The organism is Burkholderia sp. NFPP32 (assembly GCF_900119325.1).
GTDB classification, from domain to species: Bacteria; Pseudomonadota; Gammaproteobacteria; order Burkholderiales; family Burkholderiaceae; genus Burkholderia; species Burkholderia pyrrocinia_C.
In genome coordinates this window covers 55,791-73,541 of record NZ_FPJP01000026.1, presented here as the reverse complement: position 1 = coordinate 73,541, position 17,751 = coordinate 55,791, and the positions used below count along the sequence as shown (strand labels likewise).

Here is a 17,751-nt window from a genome sequence, read left to right as displayed (position 1 = left end):
TTCCTTGATTGAGTCTGATGTAAATGGGGATTGATCGTCGCGCGCCGCCGCGCCCTGGGCTCAACCGGGCAGCGCGAGTTTCAAAGCGGCCAGCAGGCGGGCGTTTTCGTCGGGAGAACCGACGGTCAGCCGCACGCATTCGGCCAGTAACGGATGCATTTTACTCACGTTTTTGACCAGCACCCGCTCGGTGAGCAGCGCGTCGAACACGGCGGCCGCGTCCGGCACGCGCACCAGCAGGAAATTGCCGGCGCTCGGGAACACCGTCGCGCCCGGCAGCGCGGCCACGGCCTGCGCGAGGCGCGCGCGCTCCGCGCGCAGTTCGGCCGCCTGCGCGTCGAGCACGTCGAGGTGGTCGAGCAGGAAATCGGCGGTCGCCTGGGTCAGCACGTTGATGTTGTAAGGCGGGCGCACCTTGTCGAATTCGGTCAGCCACGCGTGCCGCCCGACGAGATAACCGAGGCGGATGCCGGCGAGACCGAGCTTCGACACCGTGCGCATCACGACGACGTTGTCGAACTCGGCAGCGCGCGGCAGCCACGAGCGCTCGGCGAACGGCTGGTACGCCTCGTCGATCACGATCAGGCTGTGCCGCGCGGCCGCGACGATCCGCTCGACGTCGGCATCGTCGTACAGCGTGCCGGTCGGGTTGTTCGGGTACGCGAGATAGACGATCGCCGGGCGGTGCTCTGCGATCGCCGCGAGCATCGCGTCGACGTCGAGCGTCAGGTCGGCCTTCAGCGGCACGCCGACGAATTCGAGCTGCGCGAGCTTCGCGGACAGTTCATACATCACGAAGCCCGGCACCGGCGCGAGCACCTTCGCGCCCGGCTGCGCGCACGCGACCGAGATCATGCTGATGATTTCGTCCGACCCGTTGCCGAGCAGCACGTCGCATGCGGCCGGCACGCCCATCGCGTGGCGCAGCTTGTCGAGCAGCGCGGCCGGGCGCGGCGCCGGATAGCGGTTCAGCGCGACCTGCGCGAGACGCTCGCCGAGCGCCGCGGCGAGCGGTTCGGGCAGCGGATACGGGTTCTCCATCGCGTCGAGCTTCACGAATCCGCTCGCGTCCGGCACCGGGTAGCTCGTCATCGCGAGCACGTCGCGGCGGATGATGTCTTGTGGCGTCGTCATGGTTTCAAGCCGGCGTGCGTCGCGCCGGCATCAAATGGTCGGCAAGGCGGCGGCTGCCGCCCTGCGCTGCGTCTCCTCAACCGGGGGCGGCGCGTCAGCGCCCGCCCCGGCCCCGCGCGGAGCGCGCGGGTTACCCCTTCATCCGGAACTCGGCGCTCTTCGCGTGCGCCTGCAGCCCCTCGCCGTACGCGAGTTCGGACGCGATCTCGCCGAGCGTCTGCGCGCCTTCGGCGCTGACCTCGATCAGGCTCGAGCGCTTGATGAAGTCGTACACGCCGAGCGGCGACGAGAAGCGCGCTGTGCGCGACGTCGGCAGCACGTGGTTCGGGCCCGCGCAGTAGTCGCCGAGGCTCTCGCTCGTGTAGCGGCCGAGGAAGATCGCGCCCGCGTGGCGGATCTGCTGGCCCCATTGCTGCGGCTCCAGTGCCGAGATTTCCAGGTGCTCGGGCGCGATGTCGTTCGCGATCCGGCATGCCTCGGCCATGTCGCGCACCTTGATCAGCGCGCCGCGGCCTTCGAGCGACGCGCGGATCACGTCCTGGCGCGGCATCGACGGCAGCAGCTCGTTGATCGCCTTCTCGACGCGCTCGAGGAACGCGGCGTCCGGGCACAGCAGGATCGACTGCGCGAGTTCGTCGTGCTCGGCCTGCGAAAACAGGTCCATCGCGACCCAGTTCGGATCGGTCGTGCCGTCGCACAGCACGAGGATTTCCGACGGCCCCGCGATCATGTCGATGCCGACCGTGCCGAACACGCGGCGCTTCGCCGACGCGACGTATGCATTGCCGGGCCCGCAGATCTTGTCGACGGGCGGCACCGTTGCCGTGCCGTACGCGAGCGCGCCGACGGCCTGCGCGCCGCCGATCGTGAACACGCGATCGACGCCGCCGAGCAGCGCCGCGGCGAGCACGAGATCGTTCTTCACGCCGTCCGGCGTCGGCACGACCATCACGATCTCGCCGACGCCCGCGACGCGCGCGGGAATCGCGTTCATCAGCACCGACGACGGATACGCGGCCTTGCCGCCCGGCACGTACAGACCGACGCGGTCGAGCGGCGTGACCTTCTGGCCGAGCACCGTGCCGTCGCTTTCCGTGTACTGCCAGCTATGCGTGCCGCACTCGATCTTCTGCTTCTCGTGGTACGCACGCACGCGCGCCGCGGCCGCTTCCAGCGCCGCGCGCGCCTTCGGCGCGAGGCCGTCGAGCGCCGTCTGCAGCGCATCCTGCGGCAGTTCGAGCGCGGCGACGCTGTCCGCGTTCAGCCGGTCGAAACGGTTCGTGTACTCGAGCACCGCGGCGTCGCCGCGCGATTTCACGTCGGCGAGAATCTGCGCGACCGATTGCTCGATCGCCTCGTCTTCGCTCGCTTCGAATGCGAGCACCGCACGCAGCGCGGCGTCGAAGCCGTCGCTCGTCGAATCGAGTTTGCGGATGGTGATGGCCATGGGAGTTCCGTTACGGTGATGCGCTCAACCGCCATTCTGCGACGCGCGTTCGAACGCGTCGAGGATCGGCTTGAGCGCCGCGCGCTTCAACTTCAGCGCAGCCTGGTTCACGACGAGGCGCGACGAGATCGCCATGATCTCCTCGACCTCGACCAGATTGTTCGCCTTCAGCGTGCCGCCCGAGCTGACGAGGTCGACGATCGCGTCGGCCAGGCCGACCAGCGGCGCGAGTTCCATCGAGCCGTACAGCTTGATCAGGTCGACGTGCACGCCCTTCGCCGCGAAATGCTCGCGTGCCGTTTCGACGTACTTCGTCGCGACCCGCAGGCGCGCGCCCTGGCGCACCGCGTTCGCGTAGTCGAAGCCGGCCGGCACCGCCACCGACATCCGGCAGCGCGCAATGTTCAGATCGATCGGCTGGTACAGGCCCGAGCCGCCGTGCTCGACCAGCACGTCCTTGCCGGCCACGCCGAAATCGGCCGCGCCGTATTCGACATAGGTCGGCACGTCGCTCGCGCGCACGATGATCACGCGCAGGTTCGGGTCGGTCGTCGGCAGGATCAGCTTGCGCGACGTTTCCGGATCCTCGGCCACCTGCACGCCGGCTGCGGCGAGCAGCGGCAGGGTTTCCTCGAAAATCCGGCCCTTCGACAGGGCGAGGGTCAGCGGCACGCTCATGCTTGGCTCCCGGAGAGGCGGCGCACGTTCGCGCCGACGGCGGTCAGTTTGGCTTCCATGCGGTCGTAGCCGCGGTCCAGGTGATAGATGCGGTCGACGATCGTTTCGCCGTCGGCACGCAGCCCGGCGATCACGAGGCTCGCCGACGCGCGCAGGTCGGTCGCCATCACGTTCGCGCCCGACAGTTTCTCGACGCCCGTCACGAGCGCCGTGTTGCCGTCGATCGTGATGTTCGCGCCGAGCCGGTTCAGCTCCTGCACGTGCATGAAACGGTTCTCGAAGATCGTCTCGACGACCTGCGCGGTGCCCGTCGCGACCGTATTGAGGGCCATGAACTGCGCCTGCATGTCGGTCGGGAACGCCGGATATTCCGACGTGCGGATCATCACCGCCGACGGCCGGCGGTCCATCTTCACGCGCAGCCAGCTGTCGCCTTCCTCGATCGATACGCCGGCTTCGCGCAGCTTGTCGATCACCGCGTCGAGGATGTGCGGGCGCACGCCCGTCAACATCACGTCGCCGCCCGCCGCCGCGACCGCGCACAGGAACGTGCCGGCCTCGATGCGGTCGGGAATCACCGAATGGCGCGCGCCGTGCAGCCGCTCGACGCCCTGGATCACGAGGCGATCGGTGCCGATGCCGTCGATTTTCGCGCCCATCTCGACCAGCAAGTGTGCGAGATCGCTCACTTCCGGTTCGCGGGCCGCGTTTTCGATCACCGTTTCGCCGTCGGCGAGCGTCGCGGCCATCAGCAGGTTTTCCGTCCCCGTCACCGTGATCATGTCGGTCACGATGCGCGCGCCCTTCAGGCGCTTCGCGCGCGCTTCGATGAAGCCGTGCTCGATGCTGATCTCGGCGCCCATCGCCTGCAGGCCCTTGATGTGCTGGTCGACCGGACGCGCGCCGATCGCGCAGCCGCCCGGCAGCGACACCTTCGCCTCGCCGAAGCGCGCGAGCAGCGGCCCGAGCACGAGGATCGACGCGCGCATCGTCTTCACGAGCTCATACGGCGCCACGAGGTTGTCGACGCGCGACGCATCGAGCTGCACGCGGCAGCCGTCGGTCTCGCTCTTCACGCCCATCTGGTTCAGCACCTTCAGCGTGGTGCGCACGTCCTTGAGGTTCGGCACGTTGTCGAGCTCGACCGGATCGGCGGTGAGCAGCCCCGCGCACAGGATCGGCAGCGCGGCGTTCTTCGCGCCCGACACGACGATCTCGCCGGACAGGCGGCGGCCGCCCTCGATCGCGAGCTTGTCCATCCCATGTCCGTGCGATTCCCCGTTGGCGGCCGGGTGTGCCGTGGCGACGCTCTGGACGGCGTCGCGCTCGTTGACGGTGACTTGCACTCAGTGATTTCCGGTTATGCGTTCTGCCATTCGGCGGGCGTCAGCGTCTTCATGCTGAGCGCGTGAATTTCCTGCTTCATGCGATCGCCGAGCGCCGCATAGACGAGCTGGTGCCGCTGGATCGGCCGCTTGCCTTCGAAGGCCGCCGACACGATCGTCGCGAAGAAATGCTGGCCGTCGCCTTCGACTTCCAGATGCGTGCAGGCGAGACCGCCGGCGATGTATTGCTTGACCTGTTCGGGAGTCGGCAACATGGTGTAAGGCTCCTGTCGGCGCGCGCCGCCCCGGGGCGGCCGCTGCCTGTCGATATCAATGACGCAGTTTGTAGCCGGTCGCGAGCAGCCGCATCGCGACCATCGCGAGCAGCACGAAGAAACCGGCGACGATCGCGAGGCTCGCGAACGGGTTGATGTCGGACGCGCCGAAGAACCCGAAGCGGAAGCCGTCGATCATGTAGAAAAACGGATTGAGACGCGAGATCTCGCGCCACACGGGCGGCAGCGAGTGCGTCGAATAGAACACGCCGGACAGGAACGTCAGCGGCATGATCAGGAAGTTCTGGAACGCGGCGAGCTGGTCGAACTTCTCGGCCCAGATCCCGGCGATCAAGCCGAGCGTGCCGAGGATCGCCGAGCCGAGCAGCGCGAACGCAATGATGAACAGCGGCGCCGCGAAATGCATCGGGATAAACCAGATCGTCACGACGAATACGCCCGCGCCGACCGCGAGCCCGCGCACGACGGACGCGAGCACGTACGCGCCGAAGATGTCGCGGTACGACAGCGGCGGCAGCAGCATGAACACCAGGTTGCCGGTGATCTTCGACTGGATCAGCGACGACGAGCTGTTCGCGAACGCGTTCTGCAGCACGCTCATCATCACGAGGCCCGGCACGAGAAAGCTCACGTACTCGACGCCCGGATACACCTCGACGCGGCCCGACAGCGCGTGGCCGAAGATCGTCAGATACAGCAGCGCCGTCACGATCGGCGCGCACACCGTCTGGAACGACACCTTCCAGAAGCGCAGCAGTTCCTTGTAGAACAGCGTTTGAAAACCGCTTCCCGACACTCGCCGGGCCGCCCCAAGAGTGCCGGGCGCCCCCTCGGGGGGTAGCGAACGCAGAGAGCGTGGGGGTTCTTGTTTCATGCCAATCCCTCGATCACCTCGGCCCCGTTCATCACCTGGACGAACACATCCTCGAGGTCGGCCTTGCGGACCTCGATCTCGTCGAACGTGCCGCCCGCCGCGCGACACTGCGCGAGGATGCGTTCGACATCGTCGTAGCTCGTGAGGCGCAGCAGGTGCTCGCCCGGCGCGCGTGCGGCCGGATCGGTCTCCAGCCCGCGCAGCTCGGCCGGCAGCGCGCCGGTCGCCAAGCGCAGGTAGAGCTGCAGCCCCGCGAAGCGGCGCAGCAGCGCGTCGGTGCGGTCGAGCGCGACCACTTCGCCACGGCGCAGCATCGCGATGCGGTCGCACAGCGACTCGGCTTCCTCGAGGTAATGGGTAGTCAGCACGATTGTGTGACCCTCGCGGTTCAGGCGCGAGATGAATTTCCACAGCGTCTGGCGCAATTCGACATCGACACCGGCGGTCGGCTCGTCGAGCACGATCACGGGCGGCCGGTGCACGAGCGCCTGCGCGACGAGCACGCGGCGCTTCATCCCGCCCGACAGCGCGCGCATGTTCGCGTCGGCCTTCTCGGTGAGGTCGAGATTGGCCATCACTTCATCGATCCAGTCGTCGTTGCGGCGCAGCCCGAAATAGCCGGACTGGATGCGCAGCGTCTCGCGGACGGTGAAGAACGGGTCGAAAACGAGTTCCTGAGGCACGACGCCGAGTGCGCGGCGCGCACCACGGAAGTCCTTGACGACGTCGTGGCCGCGCACCGAGATACTGCCTTCGTCGGCCCGGGCAAGCCCGGCGAGGATGCTGATGAGCGTGGTCTTGCCTGCGCCGTTGGGGCCGAGCAGACCGAAAAACTCGCCTTCCTCGACCGACAGGCTGACGCCCTTGAGCGCCTGAAGCGACTTGTAGCGCTTCTTGACGTGACGGATTTCTATGGCTGACATGACTGTGCGCGACGCAACGGCCGCGACGCCTATTCTGTGCTTGCTGCGAAAGAAAATGGGGGCCGGACGCCGATTGGCTGCCCCGCAAAACGCTTGATTATAGGGCAAACCGGCTAGCGGAGCCGGCGCGGAAGGCGCGCGGCCTGAAGCTTGCGCGCGCCGGCTGGCGCGGCAGGCTCCGGTCGGACAGGGTCAATGTCGCTCGGCGCCTTCGATGAGTGCGTCGACGCCATAGGCGCGCGCGAGGCTGGCGAGCTTCGGGGGGAGATTGAGGATGTCGAGGGGCGCGCCGCGCGATTTGGCGGCACGTTGCCATGCAAGCAGCACGGCGAGCGCGGACGAATCGAACTGCGTCAGCGCCGCGCAATCGACGGCGGTCGCACCCGCGACGATGCGCGCCAGACCGTCCGCGAGCGCGGACTTCGCGCTCGCGACGGTCAGCGAGGAGCCGGCTTCGAAGCCGCTCACGACGCTTGCTTGCCGGAGGCAAGCTGCTGGTTGCGCTGCGTCAGGAACTGGATCAGGCCGTCCACGCCGCTTTGCTGGATCTTCTCGTTGAACTGCTGCTGGTACGTCTGGATCAGCCATGCGCCGAGCACGTTCAGGTCATACACCTTCCAGCCGCTCGCCGACTTGTACAGGCGGTAATCGATCTGGACCGGCTGGCCGTTGTTCATCGCGACCGTCTTGACCACGACGTCGGTATCGGCCGGATCCGCGCGGAACGGCGGGTACTGGATCTGCTGGTCCGGCTTCAGCTGCGCGAGCGCGCCCGAATACGTGCGGATCAGCAGCAGCTTGAACTGCTCCTGAATCTGCTGCTGCTGCTCGGCCGTCGCCGTGCGCCAGTTGCGGCCCATCGCGAGCTGCGTGGTACGACGGAAATCGGTGTACGGCAGGATGTCCTTGTTGACGATCGTAATGATGCGATTGGTGTCGCCCTGCTTGATCGTCTGCTGCTTGACTTCGTCGAGCACTTGCTGCGTCGCCGTCTTGATCAGCGCCTGCGGGTTCGACTGGTCGACTTGCGCGTGAGCTGCGCCGCCGAACGAGAACAGCGCCGCGAAAACGGGGATCAGGAACAGTTTTTTCATCATAGTGACCTGCATGAATGAGTCGATGCGAAGATTGGAGCAGGTAGCTTACGCGCAAGTTCGCGTGCGCTACCGACTGAATCGTTTCCGGCTGTAACGAATGTAATTCCGTCAGTGCAGCCGGATGCTCGGGAAGCGGAACCCGCCCGGAGACGGCGGCGCCACCTGCATCGCCGGCACGTTCGTTTCGCTGGCCGGGTTCGGCGAAACGGCCGTGCCCGATGCCGGGGCAGCAACCGCCGTGCCCGATGCGCCCGCCGGTGCCACCGCACCACCCACCGCCGCTGCACCCGCTGAACCGGCCGCGCCGGCGGCCGCCGGCGCCGCGCCGTCGTCCGGCAGGTCGTACTTCGGCAGCGCATCGTTGCTTGCCGTCGAGCCTGCCTCGCCGCGCGCGTTGTCGATCAGCATCTGGCGGCGCTGCAGGTATGCGTTGCGCACGAACGAATACTTGTCGAGCGCCGCGGCATCCAGCACGTCGCCCGCGCCGAGCAGGTTCGAGCGCGTGTTGACGAGATTCACGCCGAACAGGCCCCAGCTCAGGCCATCCGGCTTCACATAGGTCAGCGGGTTGCCGACGTAGTCGACACCGAGGCCGGCCGTGTCGCGCACCGTGCTCGGGCCGAGCAGCGGCAGCACGAGATACGGGCCCGACGGCACGCCGTAGCGGCCCATCGTGACCCCGAAGTCGGCGGTGTGTTTCGGCAGCTTCGCGATCGTCGCGACGTCGAACAGGCCGCCGACGCCGAACACCGTGTTGATCACGACGCGCATGATGTCGCCGACGCCGTCCGCGATCCGCAACTGCACGATGTTGTTCGCCGCAACGTAAACGTCGCCGATGTTCGAGAAGAAGTTCGTCACGCTGTCGCGCACCGGCTGCGGCACGACCTTCTGGTAACCCTGCGCGACCGGCTTCAGCGCGTACGTGTCGACCGTGTCGTTGAACTTGTACATCGTCCGGTTGAAGCCTTCGAGCGGATCGCCCTTGGTCGGCGTCTGCACGGTCGCGCAACCGCTCAACGCGGCGACTGCCGCCACCGCGAGCGCGGCGTGCCTGATGCGGATCGTCTGCATGGTCATTCCCCTCTTGTATTCTCTCGTGTGGTTATTGCGCTGCCGAACCGGGCGCGGCGGACACGGCGGACGCCGGCACCGCCACCGGTGCGGGTGCGGCCGGCGCGCCGGCCGCCGGCTTCGCGCCGCCCGCATCGGCGGCCTTGCTGTACAGGAACTGGCCGATCAGGTTCTCGAGCACGATCGCCGACTGCGTCATCGTGATCGTGTCGCCTGCCTTCAGCATTTCGGTGTCGCCGCCCGGATCGAGACCGATATATTGCTCGCCGAGCAGGCCCGACGTCAGGATCTTCGCCGACGAATCCTTCGGGAACTGATACTGGCCGTCGACATCGATCGTCACGAGCGCCTGGTAGGTGTTCGTGTCGAAGCCGATCGACTTCACGCGGCCGACCACGACGCCGGCACTCTTCACGGCCGCGCGCGGCTTCAGCCCGCCGATATTGTCGAATTTCATCCTCACCGCATAGGTCGGCTGAAACGACAGCGAGCTCATGTTGCCGACCTTCAGCGCCAGGAACAGCACCGCAAGGAAGCCCACCACCACGAACAGGCCGACCCAGAAGTCGAGAGCAGTCTTTTTCATCGTCATCCCAAAATATGGCTTGGCTGAGGCCTAGCTGAACATCAGCGCGGTCAGCAGGAAATCGAGGCCGAGTACGGCGAGCGACGCGAACACGACCGTCTTGGTGGTCGCGCGCGACACGCCTTCGGGCGTGGGCTTCGCTTCATACCCCTGGTACAGCGCAATGAAGGTCACGGCGAACCCGAACACGATGCTCTTCAGCACGCCGTTGCCGACGTCGGCCCAGACCTCGACCCCGCCCTGCATCTGCGACCAGAACGCGCCCGGATCGACGCCGATCAGCAGGACGCCGACGACGTAGCCGCCGAGCACGCCCACCGCGTTGAAGATCGCGGCCAGGAGCGGCATCGCGATGATGCCCGCCCACATGCGCGGCGCGATCACCGTCTTGATCGGGTCGACCGCCATCATCTCGAGCGCGGTGAGCTGCTCGCCGGCCTTCATCAGGCCGATCTCGGCCGTGAGCGACGTGCCTGCGCGGCCCGCGAACAGCAGCGCGGTGACGACGGGCCCAAGCTCGCGCACGAGCGACAGCGCGACCAGGAGGCCGAGCGCCTGCTCGGACCCGTAGCGGTTCAGCGTGTAATACCCCTGCAGGCCGAGCACGAAGCCGACGAACAGCCCCGACACGGCAATGATCACGAACGAATAGTTGCCGAGGAAGTGGATCTGCTTCGTGACGAGCCGCGGCCGGCGCAGCAGCGGGAAGAATTCCAGCACGAGGCGCACGAACAGGCGCGTGCCGTAGCCCGTGCGCTCGAGGCCGCCGATGACGTAACGTCCGATCGCGCTGATCATGCGCGCCCTCCGCCGAGCCCGAAATCCGCTGCAAGCGGCGGGCTCGTGTAATGAAATTTGAACGGGCCGTCCGGCGCGCCGTCGATGAACTGCCGCACGCTCGGGTCGGTCGACGCGCGCAGCTCGTCGGGCGTGCCCTGCGCGAGCACACCGCCGTTGGCCAGGAAATACACGTAGTCGGCGATCGCGAACGATTCCGGCACGTCGTGCGTGACGAGGATCGACGTCGCGCCGAGCGCCTGGTTCAGCGTGCGGATCAGGTTCGCGGTGATGCCCAGCGAGATCGGATCGAGGCCCGCGAACGGTTCGTCGTACATGATGAGCTGCGGATCGAGCGCGATCGCGCGCGCCAGTGCGATGCGGCGCGCCATCCCGCCCGACACCTCGGACGGCATCAGGTCGCGCGCGCCGCGCAGGCCGACCGCGTTGAGCTTCATCAGCACGAGGTCGCGGATCAGGTCTTCGGGCAGGTCGGTGTGCTCGCGCAGCGCGAACGCGACGTTCTCGAACACCGACATGTCGGTGAACAACGCACCGAACTGGAACAGCATGCCCATCTTGCGGCGCAGCGCATACAGGCCGTCGCGCGTTTGCGCGCCGACATCGGCGCCGTCGAACAGCACCTGGCCGCGGCGCGCGCGCACGAGGCCGCCGATCAGGCGCAGCACGGTCGTCTTGCCGCAACCCGACCCGCCCATGACCGCGACGACCTGCCCGCGCCCGAAGCGCAGGTTCAGGTTGGACAGGACGAGGCGGTCGCCGTAGCCAAAGTCGACGTCGCGAAGTTCCAGCAGGGTCTCGGTAGGAGTGGGGCTCACGGAGCGGACAGTCCTTTTACGCAGAACGCCGAATTATAGGGCCTGCATTGGAATGATGTCGTGACGCTGTTCCGGGCCCTGCGGTCAATGATTGTCAAATTGTCCGGGAAAACATTGCTGCAATGCAATAAGCGCGGTCCGATAGTCGGCTGCTCCTGTGACCGCACTGACCACCGCGACGCTGCCGACACCCGTCGCCAGCACGTCCGGCAGCGTATCGAGCCCCACCCCGCCGATCGCGACGAGCGGCGCCCGCGCGCCCGCAAAGCGCGCGTAGCGGGCGATCCGCGCGAGGCCCTGCGGCGGTGCGGCAACGGCCTTGGTCGCGGTCGCATACACGGGGCCGAGCGCGAGATAGCTCGGGCGCTCATGCAGCGCCCGCAACATTTCGTAATAACCATGGCTCGACAGCCCGAGCCGCAGGCCCGCACGCGCGATCGCGGCCAGATCGGCCGTTTCGAGATCTTCCTGGCCCAGATGAACGCCGTATGCACCTTCATCTGCAGCGATCTGCCAGTGATCGTTGATGAACACGCGCGCATCGAGATAACGACGCCCGGCCGCGACCGCACGCGCGATTTCCCGGCGCAACGCGTCCGGCGCCGCGCCTTTCACGCGCAGTTGCACGGTCCGCACGCCGCAATCGAGCACGCGTTCGACCCATTCGGCGTCCGGCACGACCGGATACAGGCCGAGCTGCGCCGGGCACGGCGCGAACGCGGGCTCGGGCGCGGCCGGCAGCCCGGCGACGCGCGGGAACCGCGCGGCGTCGACCGGCCATGCGTCGACCGCACGCGTCTCGTCGCCGTCGCGCCACGCCAGCGCGAGCACCAGCGCGTCGACCGGCGCGAAGCCGCAATCGAGAAATGCGGCGAGCGCTGCGATCCAGTCGTCCGCGAGCGGATGCGCGGCGTCGAGCGCGTAGCGCGCGCCCGCCGCATGCAGCACCGCGCCCTGCTCGCCGAATTCGATCGCGACCGCATCCGGCGACGCCGGCCGCGACGCGGCCGACGCGCGCGCCTGCGCGGTGCGGTCGCCGGCCGACACGATCAGCACGTCGCCGTCGGCCGGCACATCGGGCGCCGCCACGCAAAGCCGCCACGGCGCCGCCGTACCCGGCCAGTCGCCGAGCCGTGCGCGAATCCGCTCGGTCGCTTCGGCCAGTTCATCGGCCGGCGGCCAGAATGTGTCGGCGAAGCGCGCGCTCATGCGCCGCCCCCGTCCTGGTGCCAGAACGGCATCCCGACGACCGGCGTGCTCGCGTGCGCGGTCTCGCGCGCGTCCATCGGCCCGGCGAGATACGCGGCGCGGCCGGCCTCGACGCCCTGCGCAAAGGCGCGCGCCATGATCTCGGGGTGCGTGGCCTGCGACACCGCCGTGTTCAGCAGCACGCCGTCGAAGCCCCACTCCATCACCTGGCACGCGTGCGACGGCACGCCGAGCCCCGCGTCGACGATCAGCGGCACGTCGGGCAGCCGCTCGCGCAGCACGCGCAAGCCGTACGGGTTCACGACGCCCTTGCCCGTGCCGATCGGCGCGCCCCACGGCATCAGCGCCTCGCAGCCGGCGTCGAGCAGGCGCCGGCCGATCACGAGATCCTCGGTGCAGTACGGAAGCACCTTGAAACCGTCCTTCACCAGTTGCGCGGCGGCCTCGATCAGCCCGACCGGGTCGGGCTGCAGCGTGTAGTCGTCGCCGATCAGCTCGAGCTTGATCCAGTCGGTGCCGAACACCTCGCGCGCCATGTGCGCGGTCGTCACGGCCTCGGCGACGGTCTGGCAGCCGGCCGTGTTCGGCAGCAGCGGCACCGCGTGGCGCTTGAGCAGGTCGAAGAAGCCGGCTTCGGCCGTGCCGCCCGTCATCTGGCGGCGCAGCGCGACCGTCACCATCCCCGGCCGCGACGCGGCGATCGAATCGGACAGCGACTGCAGCGACGGATAGCGCGACGTGCCGAGCAGCACGCGGCTCGCGAAGGTTTCGCCATACAGCGTCAGCGCGTCGGCGGATGTGAGGGACGTCATGTCGTTTTCCTGGAAGTGCGGGGACGAACCGGCGGCGCTCAGCCGCCCGCGACGGGGTGCACGACGTCGAGCTTGTCGCCCGCCGCGAGCGCGCGCGCCGCATGCTGCGTGCGCGCGACGAAGTTGCCGTTCAGCGCGACCGCGTACGGCGGACGCGCGCCGTACGCGGCGAGCGCGTCGGCCACCGTCGCGCCGTCGGGCAGCGTCAGGGTCTGTTGGTTGATCTGGATATCCATGATGCTTCGTCGGATTCGGTCGGCGGCGCGCGTCAGGCCGGCTGGCGCGCGTCGTTGCGGTGGTGAAGGAGCGTCGGCCAACGCGCGGCGGCGCGCCACGCGGCGAACGCGTCGGCATCGCCGAACGCGCCGCCGAGCGCGGCTTCGGCGAACGCCGCCGCCGCGTGCGCGACTTCCGGCGCGATCATGAAGCCGTGCCGGTACAGGCCGTTGACGGCGAGCGTCGACGCGCCGTCCCAGATCACCGCCGGGCGATGATCGGGCAGCGTCGGCCGGCACTGCGCATTGAGTTCGAGGATGCGCGCCTCGCCGAACGCCGGATGCACGGAGAACGCCGCGCTCAGCAGTTCGAGCGCGGAGCGCACGCTGACGGGCGACATGTCCTCGCCCTCCACCTCGGTCGCGCCGATTACGTAGAGATCGTCCTGCTTCGGCGCGATATACAGCGGATAGCGCGGATGCAGCAGCCGCACGGGCCGGGTGAGCCCGATGCCGGGCGCATGCACGCGCGCGACTTCGCCGCGGATGCCGCGCAGCGCGGGCAGCGCGGATTTCGCGCCGAGCCCGCGGCAATCGATCGTGAAATGCGCGGCGGGAAGGTTCGCATCGTCGATCGCGACGTGCCAGTGCAGGTCGACGCCGCGTTCGGCGAGGCCCGCCGCGAGCGCGCGCAGCGCCTGACGGTTGTCGAGCTGGCCTTCGCGCGGCAGCAACAGGCCGCGCGCGAAGCGGCCCGCGAGCGCGGGTTCGGCCGCATCGACCTGCGCACCCGCGAGCGTGACGAAGCCGCCGTCGAACAGGTCGGCCGGCGCGTTCGCGCGCACGCGCCGCTCGAACAGCGGCGCCTCCGCGCGGTCCGCGTGATGCCAGACGACGAGCGTCCCGCGATGCTGGAAGAATACGGGTTCGGGCAGCTCGGCGAGCCACTGGGGCCAGCGCGCGAGCGACGCGACGCCGAGCTCGGTGATCAGCAGTTCCGCGCTCGCCGCTTCCGCGAGCGGCGCGAGCATCGCGGCCGCGATCCACGCGGCCGACTGCTCGCCGTCCGGGCCGCCGCGCTCGTAGAGCGCGACGCGATGCCCGTCGCCCGCGAGCCGCCATGCAATCAGGCGGCCGACGAGGCCGCCGCCGAGCACCGCGAAATCGGGCCGTGCGGGCCGTGAATCCTGGACGTTCATCGCGCACGCTCCTCGCGAACCGCGCGGGCGCGCACGACGAACGTCGACGCGCACGCGCCGTCCCGTGCGAACGCACGCGACATCGGGCCGGGAGCCATGCAAAAGACTGAAGATTGTGCGGTCATCATTCCTTCCGTAACGCGCATACGCGTACCCAAAAGGACGAAACCGGCAGCAAAGGCCGGCCGGGCGGGACTCGGGCGCTGACCATGTGGGATGGCAGCCAGCGCGGCCCGGCGGGATCAGAAACTTCCCTCGCCGGTATTACCCGGATCGGGTGCGAAGGGTCTTTCTCAGCCTCGCCGCACCGCGCTGAACTTCCGCCGGCCGCATGCAAAGCACCCCTGTTTCGTCGTCGGCCATTAGACCATAAAAGCGGAAAGCGCCGCAAACTGTCCCCCTGCGGCAAATTCGCCGGCGCGCTGCGCCGCTCTGGCACAATGCCCGCAGGCCGGCCGCACGAGCTGCCGGTTGCCGCGTCACCGCCGGCCCTTAAGCGCCGTTTAAGACGCGCGGGCGACCATCCGCAACGCCCGCCGTCAGTCGGCGCCTCGCCCCGGCATGCCGTATCGCGGCGCGCGCCCGGCCTCGCCCGGCCCGCGCGCCGGCTACTCATCAGGAAGCACATGACCCAATCGATCGACCCCGTCCGCTCCGCCGCCTCCGACGCGCCGCAGGACGAGCGCCCGGTATCCGCATGGAGCCTCATCAAGCCCTACTGGGTATCGTCCGAATGGAAAGTCGCGTGGGGGCTGCTGGTCACGATCATCGCGATCAACCTCTGCGTGGTGTGGATCAACGTCCGGCTGAACAAGTGGAACGCCGAGTTCTACAACGCGCTGCAGTCGAAGGACGTCCACGACTTCCCGCACCTGCTGATGCAGTTCTCCGCGCTCGCGTTCGCGTTCATCATCCTCGCGGTGTACGGCCGCTACCTGCGGCAGATGCTCGGCTTCCGCTGGCGCCAGTGGCTCACCGACCGTTTTCTCGGCCAGTGGCTCGGCGATCGCGCGTTCTACCGGATCGAACGCGACCGCCTCGCGGACAACCCCGACCAGCGGATCACCGACGACCTCCAGTCGTTCTCGACCACGACGCTCGCACTGTCGCTCGACCTGCTGTCGACGGTCGTCACGCTCGTGTCGTTCATCACGATCCTGTGGTCGCTCGCCGGTGCGCTGACGTTCACGCTCGGCGCCACGCCGATCTCGATTCCCGGCTACATGGTGTGGGCGGCCGCGCTGTACGCGGTGGTCGGCTCGCTGATCATCCAGAAGGTCGGCCATCCGCTCGTGTCGATCAACTACCAGCAGCAGCGCGTCGAGGCCGATTTCCGCTTCGGGCTGATCCGCGTGCGCGAGAACGCCGAGCAGATCGCGTTCTACGACGGCGAGAAAACCGAGACCGGCAACGCGCAAAACCTCTTCATGCGCATCCGCGACAACTGGTGGCGCGTGATGAAGTACACGAAGCGGCTCACGTTCGTGCTGAGCTTCTACGGGCAGATCGCGATCATCTTCCCGCTCGTCGTCGCCGCGCCGCGGTACTTCGCGGGCGCGTTCTCGTTCGGCGTGCTGATGCAGATCTCGTCCGCGTTCGGCACCGTCAGCGATTCGTTCTCGTGGTTCATCAACAGCTACTCGACCCTCGTCGAATGGCGCGCCACCGTCAACCGTCTGCGCGAATTCAAGCGCGTGATGGGCACGTCGCACCTGAAGGAAAGCCTGTCGCCCGCGACCGAGCACGGCGGCATCAACCTGCACTACGTCGACGCGGCGAAGCTGTCGACGTCGTCGCTCAAGCTCGCGCTGCCGAACGGCAACGCGCTCGCGGAGATCGGCAACGTGACGATCGAGCCGGGTTCGCGCTGGCTCGTGATCGGCAAGTCGGGTTCCGGCAAGAGCACGTTCATGCGCGCGCTCGCGGGCCTCTGGCCGTTCGGCGACGGCGCGATCGACGCGCCGGTCGGCGCGCGGATGATGTTCGTGCCGCAGACGAGCTATTTGCCGATCGGCACGCTGAAGGCCGCGCTCACCTATCCGGCGACGCCCGACACGTTCAGCGACGACGCGTGCCGCGACGCGCTGCGCGCATGCCGCCTCGAGGATTACGTCGAGCGCCTCGACGAAACCGCGCACTGGACGCGCGTGCTGTCGCCGGGCGAGCAGCAGCGCCTTGCCGGCGCACGCGTGCTGCTGCACAAGCCCGACTTCCTGTTCCTCGACGAAGCGACCAGCGCGCTCGACACCGACAACGAGGCACGCCTGTACCACCTGTTCGCCGAACGGCTGCCGAAGGCCGCGATCGTCAGCATCGCGCATCGCGAGTCGCTGGCCGCGTTCCACGTCGGCACGATCAACGTCGAGCGCGTGAACGCCGGCGACAAGGTGGCTGCGTGAGCCGCACGCGCCGCGCGCATCGTGCTGATCACCGGCGCAGGCTCGGGGATCGGCGCGGCGCTCGCGCGACGGCTCGCGGCGCCCGGCATCGCGCTGGCACTGCACGCGCGCGGCGCGGACGATGCGGCGCGGGCCCGGCTCGCCGAAGTCGGGCGCGCCTGCACGGCGGCCGGCGCGCAATGCATCACGCTCACCGGCGATCTCGCCGCGCCGGGCGTCGCCGCCACGCTCGTCGACGCAACCGCCACGCGCTTCGGCGGGCTCGACCAGCTCGTCGCGAACGCCGGCTTCGCCGCGCGGCAGGCCTTTTCCGATCTTTCCGCGGACACGCTCGCGTCCGCCTTCGCGGCGATGCCCGGCGCGTTCTCCGCGCTCGCGGGCCGCGCGCGGCCGCTGCTCGAAGCGTCGGCCGCGCCGCGGATCGTCGCGCTCAGTTCGTTCGTCGCGCACCGCTACCGTGCCGATGCGCCGTTCGCGGCCACCGCCGCCGCGAAAGCCGCGCTTGAATCGCTGGTGCGCACCGCGGCCGCCGAATTCGCCGCGCGCGGCATCACCGTCAACGCGGTCGCGCCCGGCTTCACACGCAAGGACCACGGGCCGAGCGCCGGCAACGCCGCCACGTGGGCGCAGGCCGAACAGGCGACACCGCTCGGCCGGATCGCCGAACCCGACGACGTCGCCGCATTGATCGCGTTCCTGCTGTCGGACGCGGCGCGGCAGATCACCGGCCAGGTCATCCACGTCGACGGCGGCCTGACGCTCTGAAGCGGCATCGCCCCCTCCTTCCCGCATACCCGCTTTCCCGCACGAACCTGCATCGGCCTTTTTGGCCGGCCGCATCGCGACCGTAAAATAACCGTCACGCGG

19 protein-coding genes and 1 riboswitch are annotated in these 17,751 nt (G+C 68.5%); of the genes, 2 read left to right on the top strand and 17 right to left on the bottom strand.

Going from position 1 to position 17,751, the window contains the following annotated elements:
* Positions 1-60 precede the first annotated feature (60 nt).
* The 17 genes from hisC to BT264_RS31625 form a co-directional block, all read right to left on the bottom strand.
* Complete coding sequence (hisC, locus tag BT264_RS31705; RefSeq protein WP_072443886.1) at positions 61-1,134, bottom strand: histidinol-phosphate transaminase; 1,074 nt, start codon at positions 1,132-1,134, stop codon at positions 61-63.
* Between the two features lie 130 nt (positions 1,135-1,264).
* Entirely contained in the window at positions 1,265-2,581 is a 1,317-nt protein-coding gene (gene hisD / locus BT264_RS31700) for a histidinol dehydrogenase (protein WP_072443884.1), read from the bottom strand.
* A gap of 24 nt (positions 2,582-2,605) precedes the next feature.
* Positions 2,606-3,259, bottom strand: a complete 654-nt coding sequence (gene hisG, locus BT264_RS31695; RefSeq protein ID WP_034183648.1) for an ATP phosphoribosyltransferase — start codon at positions 3,257-3,259, stop codon at positions 2,606-2,608.
* Positions 3,256-4,605 carry a UDP-N-acetylglucosamine 1-carboxyvinyltransferase gene (gene murA / locus BT264_RS31690; RefSeq protein ID WP_072443882.1) on the bottom strand — a complete coding sequence of 450 codons (1,350 nt, stop codon included), beginning with the start codon at positions 4,603-4,605 and terminating at the stop codon, positions 3,256-3,258. The genes hisG and murA overlap by 4 nt, the downstream gene beginning before the upstream one ends.
* Positions 4,606-4,619: 14 nt before the next feature.
* Entirely contained in the window at positions 4,620-4,859 is a 240-nt protein-coding gene (locus BT264_RS31685) for a BolA family protein (RefSeq protein ID WP_006477131.1), read from the bottom strand.
* Between the two features lie 55 nt (positions 4,860-4,914).
* Positions 4,915-5,754, bottom strand: coding sequence for an ABC transporter permease (locus BT264_RS31680; RefSeq protein WP_239483364.1), 840 nt, complete (start codon positions 5,752-5,754; stop codon positions 4,915-4,917).
* The gene (locus BT264_RS31675; protein ID WP_072443878.1) at positions 5,751-6,677 is read right to left on the bottom strand and encodes an ABC transporter ATP-binding protein; all 927 of its coding nucleotides are present in this window, start codon (positions 6,675-6,677) and stop codon (positions 5,751-5,753) included. Before BT264_RS31675 ends, BT264_RS31680 begins: the two co-directional genes overlap by 4 nt.
* A 192-nt stretch (positions 6,678-6,869) precedes the next feature.
* Entirely contained in the window at positions 6,870-7,145 is a 276-nt protein-coding gene (locus tag BT264_RS31670) for an STAS domain-containing protein (RefSeq protein WP_072443876.1), read from the bottom strand.
* Positions 7,142-7,771 carry an MlaC/ttg2D family ABC transporter substrate-binding protein gene (locus tag BT264_RS31665; protein ID WP_072443928.1) on the bottom strand — a complete coding sequence of 210 codons (630 nt, stop codon included), beginning with the start codon at positions 7,769-7,771 and terminating at the stop codon, positions 7,142-7,144. Before BT264_RS31665 ends, BT264_RS31670 begins: the two co-directional genes overlap by 4 nt.
* A gap of 111 nt (positions 7,772-7,882) precedes the next feature.
* Positions 7,883-8,848 (bottom strand): MlaA family lipoprotein, encoded by a 966-nt coding sequence (locus tag BT264_RS31660; RefSeq protein ID WP_072443926.1) that lies wholly within the window; start codon positions 8,846-8,848, stop codon positions 7,883-7,885.
* Between the two features lie 31 nt (positions 8,849-8,879).
* Positions 8,880-9,440 carry an outer membrane lipid asymmetry maintenance protein MlaD gene (gene mlaD / locus BT264_RS31655; RefSeq protein ID WP_072443874.1) on the bottom strand — a complete coding sequence of 187 codons (561 nt, stop codon included), beginning with the start codon at positions 9,438-9,440 and terminating at the stop codon, positions 8,880-8,882.
* Positions 9,441-9,464: 24 nt separating this feature from the next.
* Complete coding sequence (gene mlaE / locus BT264_RS31650; RefSeq protein ID WP_072443872.1) at positions 9,465-10,232, bottom strand: lipid asymmetry maintenance ABC transporter permease subunit MlaE; 768 nt, start codon at positions 10,230-10,232, stop codon at positions 9,465-9,467.
* Entirely contained in the window at positions 10,229-11,050 is an 822-nt protein-coding gene (locus tag BT264_RS31645; protein ID WP_006477138.1) for an ABC transporter ATP-binding protein, read from the bottom strand. Before BT264_RS31645 ends, mlaE begins: the two co-directional genes overlap by 4 nt.
* Positions 11,051-11,134: 84 nt before the next feature.
* Complete coding sequence (thiE, locus tag BT264_RS31640; protein WP_072443870.1) at positions 11,135-12,259, bottom strand: thiamine phosphate synthase; 1,125 nt, start codon at positions 12,257-12,259, stop codon at positions 11,135-11,137.
* The gene (locus BT264_RS31635) at positions 12,256-13,071 is read right to left on the bottom strand and encodes a thiazole synthase (protein ID WP_059232578.1); all 816 of its coding nucleotides are present in this window, start codon (positions 13,069-13,071) and stop codon (positions 12,256-12,258) included. Before BT264_RS31635 ends, thiE begins: the two co-directional genes overlap by 4 nt.
* 38 nt (positions 13,072-13,109) lie before the next feature.
* Positions 13,110-13,307, bottom strand: a complete 198-nt coding sequence (gene thiS / locus BT264_RS31630; protein ID WP_027783340.1) for a sulfur carrier protein ThiS — start codon at positions 13,305-13,307, stop codon at positions 13,110-13,112.
* Positions 13,308-13,339: 32 nt separating this feature from the next.
* Positions 13,340-14,485, bottom strand: a complete 1,146-nt coding sequence (locus BT264_RS31625) for an FAD-dependent oxidoreductase (protein WP_072443868.1) — start codon at positions 14,483-14,485, stop codon at positions 13,340-13,342.
* A gap of 233 nt (positions 14,486-14,718) precedes the next feature.
* A riboswitch (TPP riboswitch) is annotated at positions 14,719-14,841 on the bottom strand.
* Between the two features lie 270 nt (positions 14,842-15,111).
* Between BT264_RS31625 and BT264_RS31615 the strand changes: the two genes are divergently transcribed.
* Together BT264_RS31615 and BT264_RS31610 are read left to right on the top strand one after the other, a co-directional pair.
* Positions 15,112-16,884, top strand: coding sequence for an ABC transporter ATP-binding protein/permease (locus tag BT264_RS31615; protein WP_072443866.1), 1,773 nt, complete (start codon positions 15,112-15,114; stop codon positions 16,882-16,884).
* Between the two features lie 18 nt (positions 16,885-16,902).
* Positions 16,903-17,649, top strand: coding sequence for an SDR family NAD(P)-dependent oxidoreductase (locus BT264_RS31610; protein WP_072443864.1), 747 nt, complete (start codon positions 16,903-16,905; stop codon positions 17,647-17,649).
* The last annotated feature ends 102 nt before the right edge of the window (positions 17,650-17,751 follow it).